Genomic DNA, 23229 nt, shown 5'->3' with positions numbered 1-23229 from the left:
AGAATATTTCTACATCAAACGACATTTTCCTCTTACCCAAAAAGTTACCAGATCGTTAATCTGTCAAGGGCAAGCCCGATTAAATAACGTAATTCTGCAGCACATTGTCTGTATAAATCCAGGGAACGCCCGAAAGGATCAATTATATCCGAACCTTTCCCGGCAAATTCGGCAAGTGTAAAAGTCTTTTCTATTGAACCGGGTTCAAGCTGCTCTACCTGCTGCTTGTGCGACCTTGTCATCGTTAAAATCAAATCAGCCTCTCGAACCAGTTCACATGTTAAAAGAACAGCTTTATGATCTTTCACATCTATTTGTACTTCTTTCATCGCTTTAATTGCGCCGGCAGAAGCGCTGTCGTTGGGCAGGGCGGATGTGCCGGCGGACATTACCTGATTTCCCCGGTCCTTCCCCCTCGCCTGCAAAGCTTTTTTAGCCAGCGCCTCGGCCATCACGCTCCGGCAGGTGTTGCCCGAACAGATAAAAAGTATTTTTATTTCCTTCACCCCGCGTTTTAAAGACGTTTCTGCGGTTTTTTATTTATTCAAACGCGGATTACCCTGCCTCCGGCAGCCCTGTATAACCTGTTCATGATTGCCAGGCCTAATCCCTTGGAGTCCATGCCTTCGGCAAGAATAACATCCACACCTAGCTCATCAAAATGGCGCAGGGCGCTGTATAACCGGGCTGCAACCCCTGCGGGCTCCCGCCGCCGGCCGGCGATAATTACTTCCCCGCAGCCATAAAGACCTGCGTCCTCCTCGTAAGCAAGCACTCCCACTTTTTTACCCTCATCCAAGTACTGGCGCAGCAACTCGCCAAGCCGCCGGGATACTTTTAATGGTTCCCCTTCAACAATAAATAGGGGCGCCTCCGGGGCATAGTGCTTGTATTTCATCCCCGGGGAACGAACAGGAGCTGTATTTAAATCACATTCTTCTGTGAGCAAAAAATCTAATTGCAGTTCACCGATAACACGGGATATTTCCTCCGGTGTTACGCCACCGGGACGTAGTATTGCCGGAACAGTTACGGTTAAATCTACAACGGTGGATTCAAGCCCCAGATCAGCCGGTCCGCCGTCCAAAACAGCATCGATCATAGCGCCCAAATCTTTCAAAACATGCCCGGCGGTCGTCGGACTCGGACGGCCTGAAAGATTTGCGCTGGGGGCCGCAACCGGTATTCCAGCCTCCCTGATTAATTCCAGAGCCACAGGATGGGCGGGCATTCTCAAAGCAACGCTGTTTAAACCTGCGCTGACTTCGTCCGGTATTAAAGGGCTCTTAGGCAAAATAACCGTCAGCGGCCCCGGCCAAAATGTCTCCATCAAAATCAGGGCTTTTTGCGGAACCTCGGCGGCCAGTTGGAAAACTGTTTTTCGGTCAGCGACGTGAACAATCAGGGGATTGTCCTGCGGCCTCCCCTTTACTCTGAATATACCCGCAAGAGCTTCCCTGTCAAAAGCATTGGCGCCCAAGCCATAAACGGTTTCTGTAGGAAAAGCCACCAGCCCTCCGGATCGTAGTATTAACGCCGCCTGTTGGATAATCTTGCCGTCCGGTCTTAAAGGATCGACTTTCCATAGCCTGACTGAATTTTGGGACACGTTTATCACGCCATATTTGTCTAATTTGCTTGCCTGTAAGTTTTTATTATTATACCATAAGCTAAAGAATAATCTAATCATGAAAGGGGCTTGAACGCATATGCAGGTAGTATTTCACGAGCGGTACAGGGAAGTGTACGCCTGCGATCCGGCGGCGGCCTATGGAAGGATGGACAGCATGTTTGATGAGTTAATCAAAGCCTATCCTTTTATCCGGCCCGAACCTGCGAGCGAGACAGATATATTATTAGTTCATAAGACGGAACACCTTGAAAGGTTTAAAAGAAATCCGCAGCTGTTCGAAGTTGCCTCACTGGCTGTAGGCGGGGCAATCAAAGCATCTGAACTGGCTGTAGGCGGTGAAAAGGCGTTTGGACTTGTCAGGCCTCCCGGGCACCACGCCAGCCCGGGTTCATGCTGGGGATTTTGTTATTTCAACAATATCGCCGTAGCCGTTGAGAAGTTGATCAGAAACAGTGTAATCAAGAAGGCGCTGATTGTTGATATTGACCTGCATTTCGGGGACGGAACCGAAAAATTTTTCCACGGGAGATCAGACGTTATTTACCACCATGTAACAGACAAGACCAGAGAGGATTTTTTAAATGATCTCAAAGATTTCCTGGAAAGCGAAAAAGACTTTGACATAATCGGAGTTTCCGCCGGCTTTGACAGGCACATGTCCGACTGGGGACGCCTTTTGACTACAGAGGATTACACTGAAACAGGAAAAATAATCAGTCAATCCGCCGGGCGTGTCTGTCAGGGAAAAGTCTTCGTAGTATTAGAGGGCGGCTATAATCACAATGTTTTGGGATTAAACGCAAAAGCCCTGTTGAGCGGAATGGAGCAAATATAAATAAGGGGTAATTTAAATGGTCCGGACAATCGGCAGCAGAGCGTTGAAGGCTGGTTTGCCCCCTGGGACTTTGGTTCACATAGGACAAAAAAGAAGCGATCAGGTTAAAATCACCTTTACCGAGTACTCGGAAAGCCAGTATCTGTCAAGGGAGATCAAGGAAATCAAAGAATTCCTGCCCTTGAAGAATAAGCCCGTGGTTTCCTGGATAGATATAAGCGGGATTCACAGTCTGGAAACAATAGAAAATATCGGAAAATATTTTAAGCTGCATCCTCTTATTCTTGAAGATATCGCAAATTCCGAACAGCGCTCGAAAGTTGAGGATTTTGGCGCATATCTTTTTATTGTCTTAAAATTTCTCAGTTACGATGCTGAGAAGAAATTGGGGATAGAGCAGATCAGTTTTATTTTAGGTTCCAATTTCGTAATTACTTTTCAGGAACACGGCGAAGATGCCTTCCTGCCAATCAAAACCAGAATTAAAAACAGCGCCGGAAAAATCAGGACGATGGGCGCGGATTATCTGGCCTATTCTTTAATTGACGCTATCGTGGATAATTATTTTGTAATCCTCGAGGAGATTGGGTTAAAGCTTGATATTTTAGAGGAAGAGCTTGTAACCAACCCTACACGGGATACTTTGCGCCTGATTCACCAACTAAAAAGGGAAATGCTGCTGATTCGAAAGTCGATTTGGCCTTCCAGGGAAGTCATCAGCAGCCTTCAAAGAGGGGAGTTTTCTTTCTTTGAGGATATTGCCGTGCTGCACTTAAAAGATGTCTATGACCATGCTATTCAGGTCATAGACACCATTGAAACTCTCCGGGATATGCTTTCAGAAATGATGGATATCTACCTCTCCAGCATCAGTAATAGAATAAATGACGTGATGAGAGTTTTAACGATTATTACCACCATTTTTATCCCTTTATCCTTTATTGCCGGTGTTTACGGGATGAATTTCAAATATATGCCCGAGTTGAACTGGCGCTGCAGTTACCCGATCGTCCTGTTTTCCATGCTGCTGCTCGGAATTTTAATGCTTGTATATTTCAGAAAGAAAAAATGGCTTTGATGTTTTTGAAATTTTACAGACCATATTTGAAAAGCGCCTGCTTATTCATCCGGAAGTCAACCAGACTTGCCGGCCGCTCCCAGATTAGCGGCAGAAGAACAAGAAAAGTAATCCCGTAAAACATGGCCATTGTTTAAAGCCAATCAGCAAGCTTTCCGGCCAGCCAATCATTAGATCGCTCAATGATTTTCATACGCACACCTTCTGTTTGCTTTTTTTAAAGAATTGGGGAACAAAGAGTAATGTTATATTATTCGAAAACGAAAATTTCTGTGTATAAAGGAACAATTAGGCCTTTTTATAAATACAATTAATCTTGATTGAGGAAATTATTGAAAGCATTCGTTAAAGAGCAGCCATAAAGGGTTTTTTCAAAAGCCCTTTATTTTTTTCGGCAGTACAAGAATAAAGACAAATTCAACTAAACAGGAGCATTTAATATTTTTATAGCTAAACGGTCTGTGGATAATATTATTCTATAGTTACCATAAGAGGTATCAATATATAAAAGAGAGAATAAATACAACTTAGCAATTATTATCAAATAAACTAGAACAGGAGGTTATTTATATTGAAAAAACAGGGATGGGTAATATTGGCAGGCGGTGTCTTGGGGTTATTTGGGATTATTCTAACCCATATGGGCAACCCGCCAAACATGGGTGTTTGCATCGCCTGCTTCCTAAGGGATATTTCCGGAGCTTTAGGTCTGCACAGGGCATTACCTGTCCAATACCTGAGGCCGGAAATTCTGGGTTTGGTTCTTGGAGCGTTCTTAATTGCGCTTTTTACAAAGCAGGTTAAAGCCGTTGGGGGTTCAAGCACATTTACCAGGTTCTTTCTTGCTGTCCTGGCTATGATTGGTATGCTTGTTTTTTTAGGGTGCCCCGTCCGTCTTGTTTTAAGATTGGCCGCAGGCGACCTGAACGCATTATTAGGTCTCGCTGGACTGGTGGCAGGTATTGCAGTGGGAGCCTGGTTCCTGAGTTGTGGTTTTACACTGGGCCCGACGAGCAACCAGAATAAAATAAACGGCTATATCTTTCCATTACTTGTTCTTCTTTGTTTGTTTCTTCTGCTGTTCAAATCCCCTTATTTGTTTTTCAGCGAAACTGGTCCAGGCTCCTTACATGCGCCTTTGCTGATATCTCTGGGCGCCGGCCTGATTATTGGCATACTGGCTCAACGCTCTCATTTATGTATGGCTGGCGGAATAAGAGATTTCATTATGTTCAGAGATAAGCATTTGTTATACGGTTTTTTAACCATGCTGGCAGTTGCCTTAATTGGCAATATTATCTTTGGCGGTTTTAAAGTCGGTTTTGCCGGCCAGCCTATAGCGCACTCCGACGGTTTGTGGAACTTCCTGGGAATGACGCTTTGTGGTATCTGTATTACTCTTATGGGCGGCTGCCCTCTTCGTCAGCTTATAGCCGCCAGTGAAGGGAATACTGACTGCGCTGTTACCGTGTTTGGCTTTCTTATAGGAGCTGCCTTTGCGCATAACTTTGGTCTGGCTGCCAGTGCGAAAGGAGTCCCCTTTGACGGTCAGGCTGCCGTTGTAATCGGCCTTTTAGTTGTCCTTGGTATTGCCTTTTTAAACATTAAATTTAATCTGGTTCAAAAACCATCAGTACGGGGGGTAAGTTCGAATGTCAATTGAAGTTGACGCCCGGGGATTGAGCTGCCCGGAGCCTGTCCTCATGACCATGCGGCAGCTTAACGCAATTTCATCCGGCACGATAAAAGTGCTGGTCAGCAATGCCGCTGCAGAAGAAAATGTAAGCCGCCTGGCCGAAAATAAAGGATGGAAAGTAGAAGTAGTCAAAGATGGGACAGATACTATTCTAACCTTAACAAAATAACTGTTTCTAAATCCTTTAGGCAAGAAAATAAAGGACACCCGTAAACGCACGGTTTAATAGGAGAACTTATTGAACCGTACACCCAAACCGATACGGTTAAATAAGAGAGGCGTTGTCCCGCAAGGGATAGCGCCTCTCTTTTGCTTCCACATCATAAATGTTCAAATTATGTGGTCAAAAAAGCCGGGTTTAATAACGCAGGAATCAACTCATTACCCTGTCCAATAACGCCGCATAACTGTCCACTACATCGTACATAACATAATCCGTGCTGATCGCCCTAAAATGCTCACGGGCGCAGTGAATTTTTGCTTCCTCGACCATACGCAGCTGCAGGGTGGACATGGAGCCTTTTGTCTCGGCAACGAAGTAGATATGTTTTACCTTGCCCTCGTAAAAAGCTATTGCCCAGTCAGGATTGTATTTTCCGACCGGTGTGCTGATGAAAAAGCCATTTGGCAGTTTTACATAGACCGCCACTTCATTACTGTTATCAACGCTCTCCGCAAAGGCTCTCTCATTTGCGGAATCATAGAGAATATGGTCATACAAATGTTTATTCGCCGCCATAGCGTTCACGCCAAGCTGTCCTTTTAACGCCGGTTCGGTAAAAATGGTAGTGTCATAAACTGCATCCAACTTATTATAAGTGATGTGCTGAACAATAGCCGTTGCTTTTTGCTCGTTTATAATCTGCGCCGCCTTGATAATGAATTCTTCCGGATTGTTTACAAACTGACCAAAGACAGTCTTTTCAATTTCGCACAGGATAGTTGCAACAGCTTTTCTGGTAAGTCCTGTTTCGGCGACAACTTTGCCGACCAGGTCATATTTCACTGTGGCGCTGGACGAAAGTTCAGCTTTGAAAACCCCATTTTCCTCTTTTATAAAAGCGGCGCCCTGCTGCAATTGTTCCCGTGATTGGATATCGGTCATTGTCCCGGTTTCGACCTTGAAAAATATCTTCGAAACACGAAGTTCACGATTCAACGCCGATATTGCTTTTTGAATCAATTCTTCCTGGTCAAACTCCACCACATACACAGACTTGGCGTTTATATTAGCCCACAGCTTCTGGAATTCCGGCAAGCCCAGCTTGGATTTATCCAGCTTCAGCTCAATGTTGTTTTTACGCGCATTCTCCGGCTGCAAGGCCCGGCTGTCATAAATAGAGTCGAGAATTGCTATTACAGACTCTTTGCAATCTGCAGCTTCTTCAGCGATTTCAACATTGCCGTTTTTCTTATCCTCATAGTATTTGTCGGTGAGAGCGCCTTTTTTCACATAACCGCTGGTGATGAGTCCCTCATAAATGCTTTGGGCAAGGTCGAAATCAATAACCTGTTCAGCGCCGCCGGCGTCTTTAATAACTTTGTTTTTAAAGAGATCTGTCGTTACTATACGAGGCCTGTCAGCTACCGCCTCGGCAAGCTCAGTTTGAAGCCCCTTAGCAAAGCTGTCATAGCTTTCGTTGGCGACAACGGTAAGAACATTTACATTATGGACATCCTCGCCCAACAGATTCGTATCCATGCGCTCTCCATTTTGATTTACGGATAAACGCAGACCTCGCCCGACTTCCTGACGTTTGCGGACATCACTGCCGCTCTGCTTGAGAGTGCATATTTGAAACACATTTGGATTGTCCCAGCCTTCGCGCAGAGCAGAGTGAGAGAAAATAAATCTCACCGTCTCCCGGCGATCCAGCAATCGCTCTTTATTTTTCATAATCAGGTCATACGCATCCGCATCATCGGATGTACGTTCCTTTCTGTCGCCTAACTTACTGTCTATAATACGACGGCTCTTTTTGTCTATAGAAAAATACCCGGCATGGGTTTCCTCAGCAGTTATGCCGTCAAGATATTTAAAATACTCATCACTATCATCAATTTTAAGCTGGATGTTACTGATCGCCTGTTTGTATTCTTCCTCGAACATATCGGCATACAGGCCATTAAAAGCTTGCCCGGCAGCGTCGTACTGCTTGTACTTTGCAACCTCATCAATGAAGAAAAGCGACAGTACCTTAATGCCCTTATAGAACAACTGCCTTTCCCGTTCGATATGAGAGAGTATGGTCTCGCGGATTTGAATACGCCTGAGCTGATCCTCGCTGACCGCGCCGGCAACATCTCCGGCAAACAGCTTAATGCCGTTTGTAAACTCGATAGAGCTATCTCTTCCGTCAATTCTCAAGACGGTATATCCGTTTTTGTATTCTTCAAGCTCACCGGAATTGGGGAACAGGTTATACCTCTCGCCGACAATGCGTGTTGACTTGCGAACCCCTCTGGCGCCTTTCACGTCAAACTCAATGGTGGCAGTAGGGTTGCCCTTGGAGAGGTTGATGCTTTCCAGATATACATAACCTTCTGTCGCCGTGCTGCCCGCGACGGAAACACCCTTAACGGCAATCTTTTTGACCAGCTTCTTGTTATAAGCTTCCATTGCGTCCAGGCGATAAATCATATTGTAAACGCTGTCCTTCTTGTGCGTTGCAGAATATCGCAGAGTTACCAGCGGGTTAAATTCCTTCAAGCGCTCTTTTGTAGCCGCTCCTTCCACAGACTGAGGCTCGTCGATAACCAGAATGGGATTCGTTTTTGCAAGAATATCAATAGGCTTGCGGCTTCTGAACTCATCCAGCTTCATATAAATACGCCGGGCATCCTTGCCGCGGGCGTTAAACGCCTGAGAATTTATAATCATCACATTGATGGCGCTGTCGGAAGCGAAGCGGTCTATCTCCGTCAGCTGTGCGGAATTGTAGATGAAATACCGGATTTTCTTCCCGTATTCCTCGGCAAAATGCTCCTCTGTAATCTGGAAAGACTTATACACACCCTCACGTATGGCGACGCTGGGCACAACGATAATGAACTTGCTCCAGCCGTATCGCTTGTTCAGCTCGTACATGGTCTTGATATATGTATAAGTCTTGCCGACTCCGGTTTCCATTTCCACCGTCAGGTTATAACGCCCCTCCAATTGCCTGGAAGGCTCAATCTGATTGCTTCGCTGGATTTTATTAATGTTATCAAGGATAATTCCGTCGTTTAATTCCGGCATGAGTTTGGAGTTGCCAAAACCGGTGAAGCGTTCCGCTTCGTCTGTTGTTATCTGATCATATTTTACATAACCCTTGTCCATCATATAACTGGGCGTGAGGTACGGCTGTCCGGCAAACACATTACACACTGCCTTTGCCGCGTCTGCCTGGAATTTCTGGTGCTTAAACTGCAGTTTCATTCGCCGGCGCCGCCTTTCGAATCCGGTTTGGATTCCTCCTTTTCCTGTTGCCGCAACTGTTCAAGCTCATGGATGTATTTGTCGTAATCGGACATAAAAAGCCTGTCCTGAACAATGCGGTACTTCTCAAATTCAGTTTCGGCATGCAATTTGGCAATCTCTGCTGTAATTTGCCCTGCATCCCTCAGAATTGCATGGTCGTCCGCCTGCAAGAAAATATCAAGCCGTTTTGCCCAATCTTCCATTGTCATCGGAATATGCCTTCTGGCTCTGTTCTCCGCAAGGTCGAGATACGCTGACACAATCAGTTCCAAAGAACGCATCTCATCTTCAGTAAGATAGTTCTTCGCTATCGAAACATCGTTCTTGATTATCTTACCGTCCGGCGCATCTTTCCATGTTGTAAGCCCCATATAAGGCTTTTCGGCATCGGCACGTTTGTATATTACTTCTGACGCCGTATGACCGTGGACGGCAAAGTGCATTTTGTTCTGTACTTTTGCGAAAAAGTCTTTAGTTGTCTTTGCCGATTTGTCATAATCAAGCGCAGTAGCGTAAATATCGGTGATTTTCTGATAGAATTTCCGCTCACTAAGGCGTATCTCACGGATTTTTTCAAGCTGTTCCTCAAAATATTTCTCAGTAAGGATACTGCCGCCATTTTTAAGGCGCTCGGAATCCATAACCCAGCCTTTAATCGTATACTGCTCTACGATCTGGTTTGCCCAAACACGAAAGCGAACAGCACGTTGATTATTCACTTTAAACCCAACGGCGATAACCATTTGCAGGTTATAATGGTTTGTACCGTACTGCTTGCCGTCGGCAGCAGTTATTAAGTATTTCTTAATAACTGAATCCGGATCCAATTCGCCGTCATCAAAAACTTTTTTAATATGCTGGTTGATGGCGGAAACCGATACATCGTACAACGTAGCCATCATTTTTTGTGTCAGCCAGATATTTTCGTCCTCATACCGCATTTCAAAGCTATCCTGACTATCGCCCGTTGATGCTATAAAAGTCAGATACTCAGCGGCGGAACTGCGGATTGTAATTTCGTTTTTCTTTTTCTTTGCCATATCGCTCCACCCCCTTACAGCACTCTCACGCTCGTATTGGGCGCAAGCAGTTTGAAGATTTCTTCCACGTTGATCTTCTCCGGGCTGGAAGAAAAGCTTGAATCGCGGAACACGACGCGCAGTGGCTGACGCCTGGCGATTTCCTTGACCACCTTGTCACTGATGCGCTTATCAAAGCAGGCGATGAGATCGCCGTCATTATAGGTATGAACTGTGAATAATTCGGAATTCGGAATGCATAATTCGGAATTAGCGACAACCTCGCCGTTTGCATTTAATACTTCCGTTTTGTGCGGCATAGAGAGGGGCAGGCCCCAGTCTAAAAGGCAGGCGTAAAGCAGATCCATATCAGTGCGGTCGTCCTTGATGTTATCTTCCATCATTGAGAGCAAGTCCTGGGTATATTCGCCCGCTGCGTAATACACGTCCCGCATGTTGGTGGAATCCAGCTTGAGGACGCGGAAGCCGACGTCGAGTTGGCAGTGGACAGTTTTCAGCAGACAGTTTTCAGTTTTGTAATGAGGACACTCAGCATTTTGCCTATTTCCCGTATCAATTCTTTCGCTTCCGAAATGTCCGAATCGGCAAGGTATCCCACCTTGACGCAAATCAACAATTGAGTCTCCAATTCCGCCTTCGATCCCTGTGCTATTGCCAGAAACTGAATGAATTCCCTGTTCGTGTTTCTTTCTTGCCCCTCCGCTATGTTCGAAGGAATTGACACTGCCGCTCGCCTCATCTGATCCGACAGAGCGTAAATTTCCTCTTTCGGCAATTTCTTGACCAGAGAATAAATCATCACCGTCAGCTCCATCGCTTTTTGCCAAACAATCAGATCTCGATAACTTGATGCACCCATGTTGTTTCATCACCTCTTTACTGTCATCTGTCAACTGTAAACTGTCAACTATCCTCTCCCCCGCTCGGCGGATGCGCTCTTTGCCGATTTCACAGATGTTAGAATAGCCAGCCTTGGCAGCTTCGCTTTTTTCGGGGCAGGGTTCAGGCAACTGCACCATGATGAATTTTCGCTTGCCGCCGTCCTCAGCGTTAAGCTGCATGACAACGTGGGCAGTGGTGGCGGAACCGGAGAAGAAGTCAAGGATGATGGAATCTTGTATAGAACCGAGGCGTAACATATGCAATAACAAACGTATTGGTTTTGGTCCATCAAATATACCAACACCATCAAATAAATTTTTTAATTCCTGTCGAGATTCTTGATTATGCCCAACATCCGAATGCTTCCAAATTGTTGTTGGAACTAAACCGACATCGACCACATTCGATAAAAAAGTTTTAATACGTGGAACATTATCACCATTTGCTCCAAACCAAATGCGATTATCTGCTATTAAAGACTCGACTTTTAATTTCGGCATAGACCAACATCGACCTTTGGTGGGCCATACTTCTCGACCGCTTGGGGTAATAATTGGATAATCATAATCTGCACTATATGTTTTTACTGTCATATCGGACGATGCCCAAACACCACGAGGATCGTTATCTGGATTTGAGAATCGAGCGTTTGTTTCTTCGGTGCGGGGCAATTTATTAGGATGCCACACAGACTTATTCTTTGCAAATATCAAAATATGGTCATGATTATCGCTTAACCATTTCGCATCATTTTGCGGGCTAAATTTCTTTTCCCATATCGCATTGCATACAAAATTCGCCTCACCAAACACCTCATTGCAAACTTCACGCAAATTTCCTACTTCACCATCATCAATGCTAATAAAAATAACACCATCATCCCGTAGCAAATTTCTCGCCAGTACCAGCCGTGGATACATCATGCTGCACCAATCCGAATGGAAGCGCCCGTTTCTTTCGGTGTTTCGGAACAGGCGGTCGCCGTCCTCATCAAATACGCCCGCTTCTTCATCATACTCGTTTTTATCCCGCGTGAAGTTATCACGGTAAACAAAATCATTACCCGTGTTGTATGGCGGATCTATGTAAATCATCTTAACCTTGCTAAGGTAGCTTTCCTGCAACAGCTTCAGCACGTCAAGATTGTCGCCCTCTATGTAGAGGTTCTCGGTGGTGTCCCAGTTTTTGCTTTCCTCTACGCAGGGGCGCAGCGTCTTGCGGATAGGCCGTCCCGCTTCGGCAATGGCGGCTCTTTTGCCTACCCAGGTAAACTCATAGGCTTCATCGCCATACGCCTCATCACCCAGCATGAAGCGGAGCAGGTTAAAATTCACCTTTCCCTCAGTGACAACGCCGGGAAACATTGCGGCGATTTTGTCGATGTTCGCAGCAGTTATATCAGGCGATTCAAAACGCATTTTATCCATTTGGTATATCCTCCCTTTCTTCTGCCGCATCCGCTAAACTGGCGCTGGGCAATATCTTTATGAGTTCATCCGCAATTTCCCGGGCGGAAAACATCGCTGTATTCAAAGCTTTTCTACCAGCCAATGTAGGGCTGAAGGCTTGAACCTCATCCTTCGTGATGTTGTGCCATATTGGAAGTATCGTCTTGCCGTTAGTCATTTCAATCTGAAATAGCCCGTCCAGTTCATATTGCGTCCAGCCTTTGCTTATATAGTCCTTTGAAAGAATCACGATGCCAAAACGTGACTTTTTCAAACCATCATCTATCTTGGCACGTAGACTGTCGCCCCACCCAATGCTCAGCGCGTCATACCATACCTTGACGCCGCTGGCATTAAGCTCCTTACATAATGCGTCCGCAAACCCCGCTTTATCTTCAGAGGCGTGGGAGATAAAGACATCGTACTCTTCATGACCACTTTCTTCATATATGTGGCGCGGTGATTTATTTGCGGATAATTGCTTCGTTATTTGGGCAGATAAATCCGCTATTTGCCGTTCATAACCACGTTGTATTGCCTGTTGCGCCTTGTATGCCTTTTGCATTTCAGCAGCCTCCTCCCGTTGGAGCTTAACAGTGGTATCGGCACGCTTCATCCTTTTATCTGCAATCTTTTTGTTTATGTAGGCTTTATCATCAACGACTTTTGCTAGCTCGTTCTGATACCCTTGTATCTGACGGCGCTTTGATGACAACATTGAAGCAGATGTATTCTTCGTTATGCTCTTTTGAACATCGTTTATCTGCTTTGTTTTATCCGCTTCCTTTTTAGCAAGCTCAGCAAGCTTTTTCTCCAAGTCTGCCAGTTCCTTATCAAGCTGATTTAATGTTCTTCTCGTCTGGTCGGCGCTCACATTAACCCCTCCAATTCCCTCTTCAGCCGCTTCAACTCACTGTTTAGCGCGACCTGGGAAGCATGGGGACGTTCATTTTGCTTCCTTCTTATTGGAACTCCAAGACAGTTTAAATATCTTACCTAAAACAGCCGTCTGCCCACTGTACATTCATGAACGGTTTGTTTTAGATAATTTGTACTAACCATAATCTCCTTGTTATTTAGCGTCAATTATTAACCTCCGGAACAACTCCCGGAGGTCTTTTTATCCTTTCCCCGAATGTAGCATGTTGCAAAATGTTTAATTATGTTTTATGTTTTATGTTTTATGTTTTATGTTTTATGTTTTATGTTTTATGTTTTATGTTTTATGTTTTATGTTTTATGTTTTATGTTTTATGTTTATTTAGTTATATAATTTTTGTATTCTGCAAGCAGGGCTCTTTTGTATTCCCGCTCACAGCTTTCCGGAATATAATTTCTTTGCCCCACTATTTCAAATAGTTTTTCAGCAGCTTCTTTGTCAATTAAGTCCAGACTCCTTACATCCAGGAAAGCCTGTACAATCCCGGACAGTCCGATTAGTTCACCGTCAATTCTTATTTTATAGACCTTTGGTATGTCAGGAGCGCAGCAATTGTCCATAATGAAATCATACTCCCCTTACTATTTCAAAGAAGGAATTGATCAGTTTTTACTGTGTTTTATTTCCGAAATCGACATCCTTTAATCTGCGGTTGTAAAAACCGTGTATTCGAACCCTCTTTAAATCGAGATATTATATCTGAGCGGAAGCATCTAATGCACACATACCAAACAACTTAAGTATTATACTGGATGACACAAGAAAAATCATAAAACAAGTAATCTAACTCAATGCTGTCAATAGTTCCAGATTGATACAGACAACTATACTGATAAAATTCCGCACTTTCATTATTGACAAGCAAAATATTCCCTGATATCACTCCAATCAGCAACTCTCCCTGCAGTTGATCAATCTTCGCGGTATTTTCAGGAATATTAATAGCTTGTACAACATAACCAAACATTATGTTGCGCTTGTGATAAGACGGGTACTTAGGAGGGCTCACAACAAAACGTGCTATTCCCTCTGAAACAAATTGGCGATTTAAGTAACTCCCACCATCAATACGTTTACACTCCACTAAATAATAATCGTTTTCGTTATTGAACCAATTGCTGGATACAACTTTTATATCGCATCTGCCTCTGTAATTGTCTTCATCAGCGATAAACATTTCGGGAGACTGTAAAATAAACTTCAATTTCAAATCATTAAAGTTCAGATGATTGGCGACAAGTCTATTCGTGATTTTATCTTCGTGATTGTATAATCCGTTTCCAGTTGCTTTGCACGTATCCCTCATCTCGCGGCTGCATTGACATAAATGCACAATAATCAAGTTAAAGAGACCGTTTTCAAAGGCAATATTGTTAGATTCGTTCCCAAAGCCGCCCATCAATTATCCCCTCCATTTCTTGAGAGAATCTGATCGACAACTTCCATTAAATCAAGCTGGGCTATTGCCGCGTGCCAATTCTTATATAGATTTGGCTTAATAATATAAAAAGAGTTTTCCTCAAAATAAATTACATCCTTCAATTCAAAGAACAAGTCATTTATTTTATAAACCGAAAATTTCGTCAGGACTTCTTTTTGGAAATCCTTATCGTTAATGATTTGAAGCCATCCTTGAGCTTGATTATCTTGCAAAACTATCTCAATAGCACTATAATGCTTGGAAATTTGCGGATAAATATTAACTACAACATATTTTTCTGAAGTTTTAAACACCGCAGACAAATACTCAAAAAATGGTCTTGCATAAGACTCTAAATCTTTGGCTTCAACCAGCCGATATGCCTCACAATTTTTCGATTCTGCTAACTGGGGAATCTGTATACGAAGAGTATAATCCACAAACTCATTATTGGATAACCGAAAAGCATCAAGGATCATTAAATTGAGTTCGTCTATTTCGGCTGTTGGTTCATTTTCTGCAGTGAAAACGTCCTGCTTTAATAAATCTTGAATCAGCTCTACTTTTTCAGCAATCCTCTGACTATATACAAAAGGAAATTCCAGAACTTCACCAACTTGGCGCTGTTCACGCTCTATACCTAAAGAAGAGCCCAGCATTAGATTGAAATATGCATATATCTTTGAATTCAATAATCCAACAATATTAAGTAACTGAGATTTTTGTTCACAGGAAGCTTTAATTGCAAATACGGCTTCCTTAAACACAAAACTTTTTTCTTCATATACGGCTTTCATGGTGTAATTAGACATGTCAATGCCTCGTAACATCAAACAATATGGTCCTTGAAATAAGGCGGCATCTCTTGGTCTATCAACTTCTTTTTTTAAAAATTTAGTAATACTATTAAGTGCAATCGTAAAATGATCAATTGCTTTTTCGGATTTTAATAACGGCTGTCCGTAAAGATGAGATGCATCCTTCCTATCGCCATCCGCATACTTTACTCCTGTTCCGCTTATAAAAGCCGGTGTTTGCAAGGCTATATATTCGCCAAGGGAAGGAAAGTTTTTCTTCAGTGAAAGAATTGCATCGATGTCGCCTGTTAATCCGTAGACGAGCGTTTTCCAAGCCCAATCATTTTCCGAAAGTAATCGCTGCTCAATATACTTTACATCGTTTTTTTCTGCAACGATGATGTTGAACAAACGAAAAAATATATTTGGTTTCATAGAAATGTGCTTAAAGCGATTTTCAAGCACATTTTCATCCGAAAAACGATATGCTAATACCACCGCAGGCGCATCCGCATTTTTAAACACGAGCTTTCGAACAGAGGACAGCTCGACAATTCTGATGATCTTTGTATGATTCAATAAGTACCCCCTAAATTTCTTAGAGGGTTGTTTTTGCATATACAGCATTTTTGAATGCAGCACAAAACAGCACTGCGTATTCGCACTGCTAAAATCCTTTGAGCGGAGGATAAATCCTCTGCAGGTATCTTTATTCTGTATATAACTCTCATAGCCGCGGTTCTTGCAATAATCTATTAGCAATTGATTGCCTTTGCCCCACGGAGGATTTCCAATAATGAAATCGAATATCACAGTCTGAAGTGGTGACAACGCCTCCTCATCAAAAAAGTCATTGACGAAGAGATTCTTCCCCTTAAGATTAGGTAATACAAACTTTCTAAGCGTCTTTGGATTCTTGTAATCTAAAACAGCAAGGTAAAGTGAGAAAATAGCAACATCAATGGCATCTTCGTTAAGGTCAACGCCATAAATATTTTCGGCCAATATGTGCTGAAGAAATTCATTGTCTTCGGTAAATTGCGCTCCATTGAGTTCATTTTCAACTATACAACGATAACTTTCGACTAAAAATATTCCGGAACCACAAGCTGGGTCTAACACCTTGCATTTCCCATTATCTCTGACAAACTGTGATATGGAATTATCCAAAATATAATTGACCAAGTATTGCGGGGTGTAAAAGGCCTTATCTTTATCTCTACTCTTTTTCCCCAACAATATTTCATAAATATTGCTGATTAGTTCAACGGGAATAATATTAAAATCGTACAGATCAAAAAAGGAAAGTTGCCCAGTCTTAGTATCGATATTGGCTGATAAAAAATCATACAGCAACTGAAGAACATCTGCTGTTAGGCTTGCATTATCAATCTCATCATCAAGTTCAAATAAATTCCCATTGAATTTTTCTTTTAAATGTGAAAATAACGAATATAGCTTTTCCTTATGTGTTAGCAGTTCCAAGAAGGAATTCCTTGAAACTTGAACGTCAGATGAAAAACCAACGTAATCCAAATCGACACCGCGATCGATAAGATAACGAATGAAAATAAGACGCAGCATCAGCTTTGTCGCAAAAGAAACATGGTACAAATTTCTTAATTTCTCAGTAATGTCAGATAAATTGTTCAGCAAGCAGTCATTGAGCTTTTCACCGCTAAACTGTCCTGTGTATTTATCCCAAAAGTTTTGATTGGTGATATCCCAATATGAAAAAGGAGAATATTCGTCAGCTGTATCAGTAGAAATACTCTCCACCTGTGTCAGTATACATTCTTTCTTATCAATAGAACATCCATTATATATTTTCACATTACCAGTTCCGCAAACTATGGCAACTGGAATTTGAGCATTCCAAATCCTTCTGTTTAACTGTTTGCTTTCGTCTCGATTGGAGTTTTCTTCAAAAAACAGAACAAAAGGTTCATCGTTGATCAAATAGACTGCATACGGAGAAAGTTCACCCAGCACCTTTGCGGTGTGGGCAGAAAACGGCGCACCATAAAAACCATCATTCCTATATTTTAGACACGATGACTCAGCATACCCCATTCGTTTGATGATCTCATCAATGTGCGCCAAAAAAACTCACCCTCTCCTGCCTGGGTACACTAACCCTATTTTATTTACTTTAACAGAAAAAGCCGCAGAAAACAACTAGATCGTGTCAAAATGGGAGTTTTATCACAAGCTCCTGTGCGGAAGACTCTGAGTGCTTTATCTTAAACCGTTGCGCCTTGGCAAAATCCTCAAGGTGAATAATTGCATCATGGTAATTTTTAATCAGAACCTGCTCTAACCATTTTGCAGTCGGCGCTATGGAAGGACTTGCGAACGCCCTCAGTAATCCGTTCAGATTTGTCAATGTAGTTTGTCATTGTAAAACCGTCCTTTCTAAATTTGATTACAAAAAAGCACGACAGCTCTTTTTAAGCCATCGTGCCTCGCGTCAATTTATTCTGTTTTCGTGTGAGTTCAATCCACATCGTTTATTGCTTTAAAACTTCTCAAAAAGACCGTAACCCTATGAATAAAGGGATAGTTGACAAACTTTCTTATCGGAAACTTGTCAACTTTTACTGGTGCGGGCGGCGAGAGTTGAACTCGCACGGGTATTACCCACTGGATCCTAAGTCCAGCGCGTCTGCCATTCCGCCACGCCCGCCTATTTAAAATTATATCTTATAAACAGTCTACTATGCCGCAATCTTTTGTGTCAAGGAACCAATCCCGTTGAGAAATACTGTTATACAATCTTCTTTTTAAACCGCAGGGCGCTCAAAGTTACAAGGCTTCCCCGTACGGGCGATTTGAAAACAAGCGCCCCGACCAATAAAGCTACAGTAACTTGAATGTAGCCAAGGGCAATATAGGGAATTATTTTGCCGAGCATCAGCTCGTAAGATTTCACCGGAGTAACGATAAGCTGTTCCAGGGCGCCTTTTTCACGTTCGCGCACTATGCCCATCGAAGTCATTAAGACCATGGTCATGGTAACAATAATTCCTTTTTTAAAATAGCCAGCATTCTACTCATCTGAACTACCCCGCTTTTTTCTTCATTTTTGAACTGAAGCAGTTTCAGCCCTTTGGTATAAATGACAAAAAAATTTACGGAGCTGTTTTCACGGCTCCGTTAAAAATTCTATAACATTTTTAATAATTTTTGGTGAGCCATCGGGGACTCGAACCCCGGACACCCTGATTAAAAGTCAGGTGCTCTACCAGCTGAGCTAATGGCTCACAAATGATTAAACTGTATTATGCGAATTGGCTGGGGCGGCTGGATTCGAACCAACGAAATAGCGGATCCAAAGTCCGCTGCCTTACCGCTTGGCTACGCCCCAGTTTGGGGTGGAAGATGGGATTTGAACCCACGACCCCCAGAGCCACAATCTGGTGCTCTAACCATCTGAGCTACATCCACCATAATAAAAAAGATCAAAAGACCTTTTTGAAACAAAGAAAAGTATACCACATAGTCTGGGAGAAAACAAGAACTAATCAGGATTCTTAAAAAACGGATTTGCTTTAGGCTTTAGCGAAGTTCAGTCTTGACGGATAAAATCTCGGCTTTTCCCATGCGCTCAACAAAATCTTCCACAGAGGATAAAATCCCGTTTACATAAGCGCTGTCATTGCTTACCGCAACCACGGCCAACAGCGAAAGCTGCCACTTGTCCTGTTCGCCGGCCTCGGCCACGGAGACATTAAAACGTGATCTTATTTGATCAATAATGCTTTTCAGCAGCCTGCGCTTATCTTTTAGAGATTCCGGCTGGCTGAAAAAAAGCTCAAGAGTAAGAAGTCCGATAATCAATAATGATTCACCCGATCATTTTATTATAACTATCCTGAGAATTAACTTGAGTTAACTTGCGTTAGAATGGTCAACTTCTAATCGTGCTCATTTTCGCTTTTTTCAGTTTCTATTTTGATAGGCCTCTTTTTGGGCATTCCTGCACGTCTGGGATATTTTAGCGGCGCCGGATGCGTCTTTTCAATAACAATAAGTGTCCGTTCATGCCCGATATAGGGTAGAACCAACTGCCTGATTTCTTTTAACGTTCCCCCGAGCAGCGACAGCAGTTGATCACACTCTTGCGCTTCAACTTCCGCATCCCTGCCTTTTAAGGCAACCATGAGCCCTCCTACACGAACCAGCCCAAGACAGTATTCGGCAATCACCGGCAAGGGCCCTACAGCCCTGCAAAAGGCGCAGTCGAATTGTTCCCGGTATTCTTCCCTGCGGCTTATTTCTTCAGCCCTGCCGCATATAGTTAAAGCATTGGAAAGTCCCAAACTCAATACCGTATCTTTTAAAAAATCCGCCTTTTTTTTGGAGGACTCGATCATGGTTAAAAAAATCCCGGTCTTGGCAATTTTCAGCGGTATTCCCGGGAGACCTGCGCCACTTCCGACATCAGCCACCTGCGGGCTGCCCTCAAGCGGTACGACGAGCAGACAGGCTAAAGAATCCACAAAATGTTTCAGAGCGGCTTCCTTTTCAGTTAAAATTCTGGTCAGATTTATTTTTTTATTTCCTTCAACAATTAATTTAAAGTAATTATTGAAGAGTTCCTTTTGTTCGCTGTTTAAAATAATCCCCAGTTCTTCTGCGCCCTTCGAGCACCAGTATTTCAGTTCACCACAATGATCAGATGGCTGTGCTGTCATTGACGGTCCCTTTCCGCCTTCTTTGCTCAAGGCGAACCATCAGGATGGCTATATCGGCCGGTGTTATACCGGAGATACGGCTCGCCTGCCCCAGGGAGCGGGGGCGGATCTTTTCCAGCCTTTGCTTCGCCTCGTTAGCCAGGCCCTCTATTAAAGCATAATTAATATCTTCAGGTATCCATCGCTCTTCTAATTTCGTATATTTTTTAACCTGCTCAGTTTCCTTTTTTATATATCCGGCATATATAACTTCTATCTCCACTTCCTCAACTACCTCGTCGAACAGGTCTTCAGGAAGATCCGGCCTGCCTCCCGGCAGGCTGAGCAGGTGTTCATACCTCAACTCAGGACGCCTCAGCAAAGAAGCAAGACTTGCCGATTGGCTCAGCGGCGCGCTGCCCGAATGGTCTAAAACCGTCTGTACTTCTTCGGTAACGGGGATAAAAGTTTTGTTCAGCCGTTCCAGATCATCTTCAATTAATTTTTTCTTTTTACAAAAAGCTTTGTATCGCCCGGGAGAAACCAGGCCGACTTTATAACCCGCTTCGGTCAGTCTCAGATCTGCATTATCCTGACGCAGCAACAGCCTGTGCTCTGCGCGGGAAGTCAACAGCCGGTATGGTTCGCCGGCGCCTTTGGTGATCAGATCATCGATCATTACGCCTATATATGCTTCGGCGCGGCCCAAAATAAAGGGTTCCTTCTGCTGAACGTAGCAGGCGGCGTTAATTCCGGCGATAATTCCCTGAGCGGCCGCCTCTTCGTACCCGGACGTGCCGTTGATCTGCCCAGCGCTGAACAATCCCCGAATTTCCTTGCACTCGAGGGAGTGCTTCAACTGGGTAGGCGGCAGGTAATCATATTCAATCGCATAACCGGGCCTGATTACCTGGACGTTTTCCAGACCTTTCAAAGTACGAAGCATTTGCAGCTGGACATCTTCCGGAAGGCTTGTACTCATTCCCTGCACATACATCTCGTTCGTTTCCAGGCCTTCCGGTTCGATAAAGACCTGGTGCCCCGGCCTGTGCGCAAAACGCACTACTTTGTCCTCGATTGACGGGCAGTAGCGCGGCCCTATTCCTTCAATAAGCCCGCTGAACAAAGGCGCCCTGTGCAGGTTATCCCTGATTATCCGGTGGGTGGCTTCATTTGTATAGGTCAGCCAACAGGGTACCTGTTCACGGTCAATCCGGCCGGAAAGAAAGGAAAACCTGTGGTTTTTCTGATCACCGGGCTGAATAATCATCTTTGAAAAATCTATGCTTCGCCGGTCAACCCTGGCTGGTGTGCCCGTCTTAAAGCGGCCGAGTTCCAAACCGAGTTCCTGCAAGTGTCCGGCAAAACCTACCGAGGGAAACTGGCCCTGGGGTCCTCCCGAATAAGCAAGATCACCTATGATGATACGCCCTTTCAAGTAAGTTCCGGTTGTTAAAATGACCGCAGGAGCTAAATATTTTGCCCCTGTATTGCCAATTACACCATGTATGGTATTGCCGGAGACGACCAGTCTTTCAACCAGAACCTGCTTCAAATCAAGTCCGGGCTGGTTTTCCAGAACACTCCGCATGTTTTTCTGGTATAATTTTTTATCCGCCTGAGCCCGCAGCGCACGCATCGCCGGCCCTTTGGCCGTGTTTAACATCCGCACCTGAATAGCGGAACGGTCGGTATTTAAACCCATTTCTCCGCCGAGAGCGTCCACTTCCCTGACCAGCTGCGCTTTTGCAGGCCCTCCTACGGAAGGGTTACAGGGCATCAAGGCAATATTATCCAGGTTTAAAGTCAAAATCAAAGTACGGCAGCCCATTCTGGCTGAAGCCAGCGCAGCCTCGCAGCCCGAATGACCCGCCCCTATTACAATCACATCATATGTGCCGGCCAGATACTCCATCTTAACTTCCCTCACTTGCCAATACAAAAGTTGGCAAAAATATGATCTATAATTTCTTCCGTGGCCGTTGAACCTGTTATTTCACCCAGCGTAACCCAGGCTGAGCGCAGATCAACAGCCTGCAGGTCCTCCGGCAAGCCTTCATCAAAAGCCTGTAAAGCCTCTTTTAAATGGTCCTCGCAGCGGCGCAGAACATCCCTGTGCCGCACGTTGCTGACCAGATAATTACCCCCGTGCTCAATTTTACCTTCAAAGACCATTTTTTCTATGGTATCCGAAAGTTCTTCAAGCCCTGCGCCCGTTTTCGCAGAAATTTCAAGGACCGGGCTTTCCCCGGCAAGGCAAATGGCTGGCAGTCCCCTGCCGGCTCCTATAAGATCTACTTTGTTTATTAATAGTATTTTTCTTTTCTTCCGGAGGCCTTCCAAAAGCTCCCGGTCTTCTTTTGTAAAGCCCTGTACAGCGTCAATAACAAACAGGACAAGGTCGGCTAAAAGAAGCGCTTTCTGGGACCTCTGCACACCGATACTTTCCACGGGATCATCGGTCGGGCGCAAACCGGCCGTATCGGCAATTTTTATCGGTATTCCTTTTATGTTTATAACTTCCTCGATAATATCCCTTGTTGTGCCTGGAATTTCGGTTACAATTGCCCTCTTTTCCCTGAGCAGGGCGTTTAATAAAGATGATTTGCCCACGTTGGGCCTGCCGGCAATTACAGCCAGGATACCTTCGCGGTAAATTTTTCCTTTCTCAGCCGAGCTGATTAAAAAAACTACCTGGTCAATGATATTAACCAGTTTTCCCCTTGTCTGAACTCTGTCTTCCGGCAGATAATCTTCCGGAAAATCTATGCATGCTTCTGCTTCAGCCAATAAAGCGGTAAGCTCTTTTTGGATTGTTCCTATTTTACCTGAAAAATCCCCTTTCAGCTGGGAAACGGCCAGTTTAAGCCCTGTATCTGTTTTTGCCCTGATTATATCTATAATTGCTTCAGCCTGGATCAGATCCAGCCGGCCGTTTAAAAAAGCCCGGCGTGAAAACTCGCCCGGCTCCGCTAAACGGGCCCCCTGACCCAGCACAATCTCCAGTGTTCTGCGCAGGGGAATAAGCCCGCCGTGACAGTTAAATTCGACAACATCCTCTTTGGTGTAGCTTTTTGGGGCAGCCATAACACCCAGAAGAACTTCATCAATTATTTCGCCGCTTCGTGGTTCTGCTACATGGCCATAAAAAAGCCTGTGACCGGGGTTTCCCTTCCACCATTTTATGCCCTCAGCAGGCATAAAGACTTTTTTGGCAATATCAAAAGCTTCAGGTCCGCTTAACCTGACAATGCCGATGCCGCCCTCCCCAAGAGGTGTTGAGATCGCTGCAATCGTATCAGATAACAAAACCACCACCGC

Annotated in this window: 18 protein-coding genes, 4 tRNA genes and 3 pseudogenes; 4 read left to right on the top strand and 21 right to left on the bottom strand. The window is 44.2% G+C overall.

The window, feature by feature from the left end; all coding sequences use genetic code 11:
* Positions 1-44: 44 nt before the first annotated feature.
* Together DEH07_08285 and DEH07_08280 are read right to left on the bottom strand one after the other, a co-directional pair.
* Positions 45-497 carry a low molecular weight protein arginine phosphatase gene (locus tag DEH07_08285; GenBank protein HBY04508.1) on the bottom strand — a complete coding sequence of 151 codons (453 nt, stop codon included), beginning with the start codon at positions 495-497 and terminating at the stop codon, positions 45-47.
* 47 nt (positions 498-544) lie between these two features.
* Positions 545-1690 (bottom strand): threonylcarbamoyl-AMP synthase, encoded by a 1146-nt coding sequence (locus DEH07_08280; protein HBY04507.1) that lies wholly within the window; start codon positions 1688-1690, stop codon positions 545-547.
* Between the two features lie 19 nt (positions 1691-1709).
* Between DEH07_08280 and DEH07_08275 the strand changes: the two genes are divergently transcribed.
* The 4 genes from DEH07_08275 (at position 1710) to DEH07_08260 (ending at position 5411) form a co-directional block, all read left to right on the top strand.
* The gene (locus DEH07_08275; GenBank protein ID HBY04506.1) at positions 1710-2468 is read left to right on the top strand and encodes an acetylpolyamine aminohydrolase; all 759 of its coding nucleotides are present in this window, start codon (positions 1710-1712) and stop codon (positions 2466-2468) included.
* Positions 2469-2484: 16 nt separating this feature from the next.
* Positions 2485-3546, top strand: a complete 1062-nt coding sequence (corA, locus tag DEH07_08270; GenBank protein ID HBY04505.1) for a magnesium and cobalt transport protein CorA — start codon at positions 2485-2487, stop codon at positions 3544-3546.
* 568 nt (positions 3547-4114) lie between these two features.
* Positions 4115-5209, top strand: coding sequence for a YedE-related selenium metabolism membrane protein (locus tag DEH07_08265; protein ID HBY04504.1), 1095 nt, complete (start codon positions 4115-4117; stop codon positions 5207-5209).
* The gene (locus tag DEH07_08260; protein ID HBY04503.1) at positions 5199-5411 is read left to right on the top strand and encodes a SirA family protein; all 213 of its coding nucleotides are present in this window, start codon (positions 5199-5201) and stop codon (positions 5409-5411) included. The genes DEH07_08265 and DEH07_08260 overlap by 11 nt, the downstream gene beginning before the upstream one ends.
* A 204-nt stretch (positions 5412-5615) precedes the next feature.
* On the opposite strand, the gene DEH07_08255 is transcribed toward DEH07_08260, so the two are convergent.
* From DEH07_08255 to DEH07_08165, 19 genes and pseudogenes are all read right to left on the bottom strand, one after another.
* A complete protein-coding gene (locus DEH07_08255; GenBank protein ID HBY04502.1) occupies positions 5616-8663 on the bottom strand; it encodes a restriction endonuclease subunit R in 3048 nt (1015 codons plus the stop codon).
* Positions 8660-9745, bottom strand: a complete 1086-nt coding sequence (locus DEH07_08250; protein HBY04501.1) for a cell filamentation protein Fic — start codon at positions 9743-9745, stop codon at positions 8660-8662. Before DEH07_08250 ends, DEH07_08255 begins: the two co-directional genes overlap by 4 nt.
* A gap of 14 nt (positions 9746-9759) precedes the next feature.
* A pseudogene (locus tag DEH07_08245) lies at positions 9760-10221 on the bottom strand (hypothetical protein).
* Between the two features lie 17 nt (positions 10222-10238).
* Positions 10239-10604: a four helix bundle protein gene (locus DEH07_08240; GenBank protein ID HBY04500.1), complete on the bottom strand. Its 366-nt coding sequence runs from the start codon at positions 10602-10604 to the stop codon at positions 10239-10241.
* Positions 10605-10653: 49 nt separating this feature from the next.
* Positions 10654-12054, bottom strand: a pseudogene (locus tag DEH07_08235) (site-specific DNA-methyltransferase).
* A complete protein-coding gene (locus DEH07_08230; protein HBY04499.1) occupies positions 12047-12949 on the bottom strand; it encodes a hypothetical protein in 903 nt (300 codons plus the stop codon). Before DEH07_08230 ends, DEH07_08235 begins: the two are co-directional and overlap by 8 nt.
* Positions 12950-13332: 383 nt before the next feature.
* Entirely contained in the window at positions 13333-13575 is a 243-nt protein-coding gene (locus tag DEH07_08225; GenBank protein HBY04498.1) for a hypothetical protein, read from the bottom strand.
* Positions 13576-13751: 176 nt separating this feature from the next.
* A complete protein-coding gene (locus DEH07_08220; protein HBY04497.1) occupies positions 13752-14414 on the bottom strand; it encodes a hypothetical protein in 663 nt (220 codons plus the stop codon).
* Positions 14414-17335, bottom strand: coding sequence for an N-6 DNA methylase (locus DEH07_08215; GenBank protein ID HBY04496.1), 2922 nt, complete (start codon positions 17333-17335; stop codon positions 14414-14416). The genes DEH07_08220 and DEH07_08215 overlap by 1 nt, the downstream gene beginning before the upstream one ends.
* An 85-nt stretch (positions 17336-17420) precedes the next feature.
* On the bottom strand, positions 17421-17618 hold the full coding sequence (locus tag DEH07_08210) for a hypothetical protein (GenBank protein HBY04495.1): 198 nt from the start codon (positions 17616-17618) through the stop codon (positions 17421-17423).
* A gap of 215 nt (positions 17619-17833) precedes the next feature.
* Positions 17834-17918, bottom strand: a tRNA-Leu gene (locus DEH07_08205).
* 120 nt (positions 17919-18038) lie between these two features.
* Positions 18039-18260, bottom strand: a pseudogene (locus DEH07_08200) (ABC transporter permease).
* A 159-nt stretch (positions 18261-18419) separates the two neighbouring features.
* Positions 18420-18495: transfer RNA gene (locus DEH07_08195), tRNA-Lys, on the bottom strand.
* Between the two features lie 28 nt (positions 18496-18523).
* Positions 18524-18599, bottom strand: a tRNA-Gln gene (locus DEH07_08190).
* Between the two features lie 3 nt (positions 18600-18602).
* Positions 18603-18679: transfer RNA gene (locus DEH07_08185), tRNA-His, on the bottom strand.
* A gap of 111 nt (positions 18680-18790) precedes the next feature.
* Positions 18791-19072 carry a DUF503 domain-containing protein gene (locus DEH07_08180; GenBank protein HBY04494.1) on the bottom strand — a complete coding sequence of 94 codons (282 nt, stop codon included), beginning with the start codon at positions 19070-19072 and terminating at the stop codon, positions 18791-18793.
* Between the two features lie 77 nt (positions 19073-19149).
* Positions 19150-19929, bottom strand: a complete 780-nt coding sequence (locus tag DEH07_08175; protein HBY04493.1) for a 16S rRNA (guanine(527)-N(7))-methyltransferase RsmG — start codon at positions 19927-19929, stop codon at positions 19150-19152.
* A complete protein-coding gene (locus tag DEH07_08170) occupies positions 19910-21823 on the bottom strand; it encodes a tRNA uridine-5-carboxymethylaminomethyl(34) synthesis enzyme MnmG (GenBank protein HBY04492.1) in 1914 nt (637 codons plus the stop codon). The genes DEH07_08175 and DEH07_08170 overlap by 20 nt, the downstream gene beginning before the upstream one ends.
* A gap of 11 nt (positions 21824-21834) precedes the next feature.
* On the bottom strand, positions 21835-23217 hold the full coding sequence (locus DEH07_08165; protein HBY04491.1) for a tRNA uridine-5-carboxymethylaminomethyl(34) synthesis GTPase MnmE: 1383 nt from the start codon (positions 23215-23217) through the stop codon (positions 21835-21837).
* Positions 23218-23229: the final 12 nt, after the last annotated feature.

The organism is Desulfotomaculum sp. (assembly GCA_003513005.1).
GTDB lineage: Bacteria > Bacillota > Desulfotomaculia > Desulfotomaculales > Nap2-2B > 46-80.
Note: the sequence above shows the minus strand (reverse complement) of the source record. Positions and strands in the feature narration are given on the sequence as shown.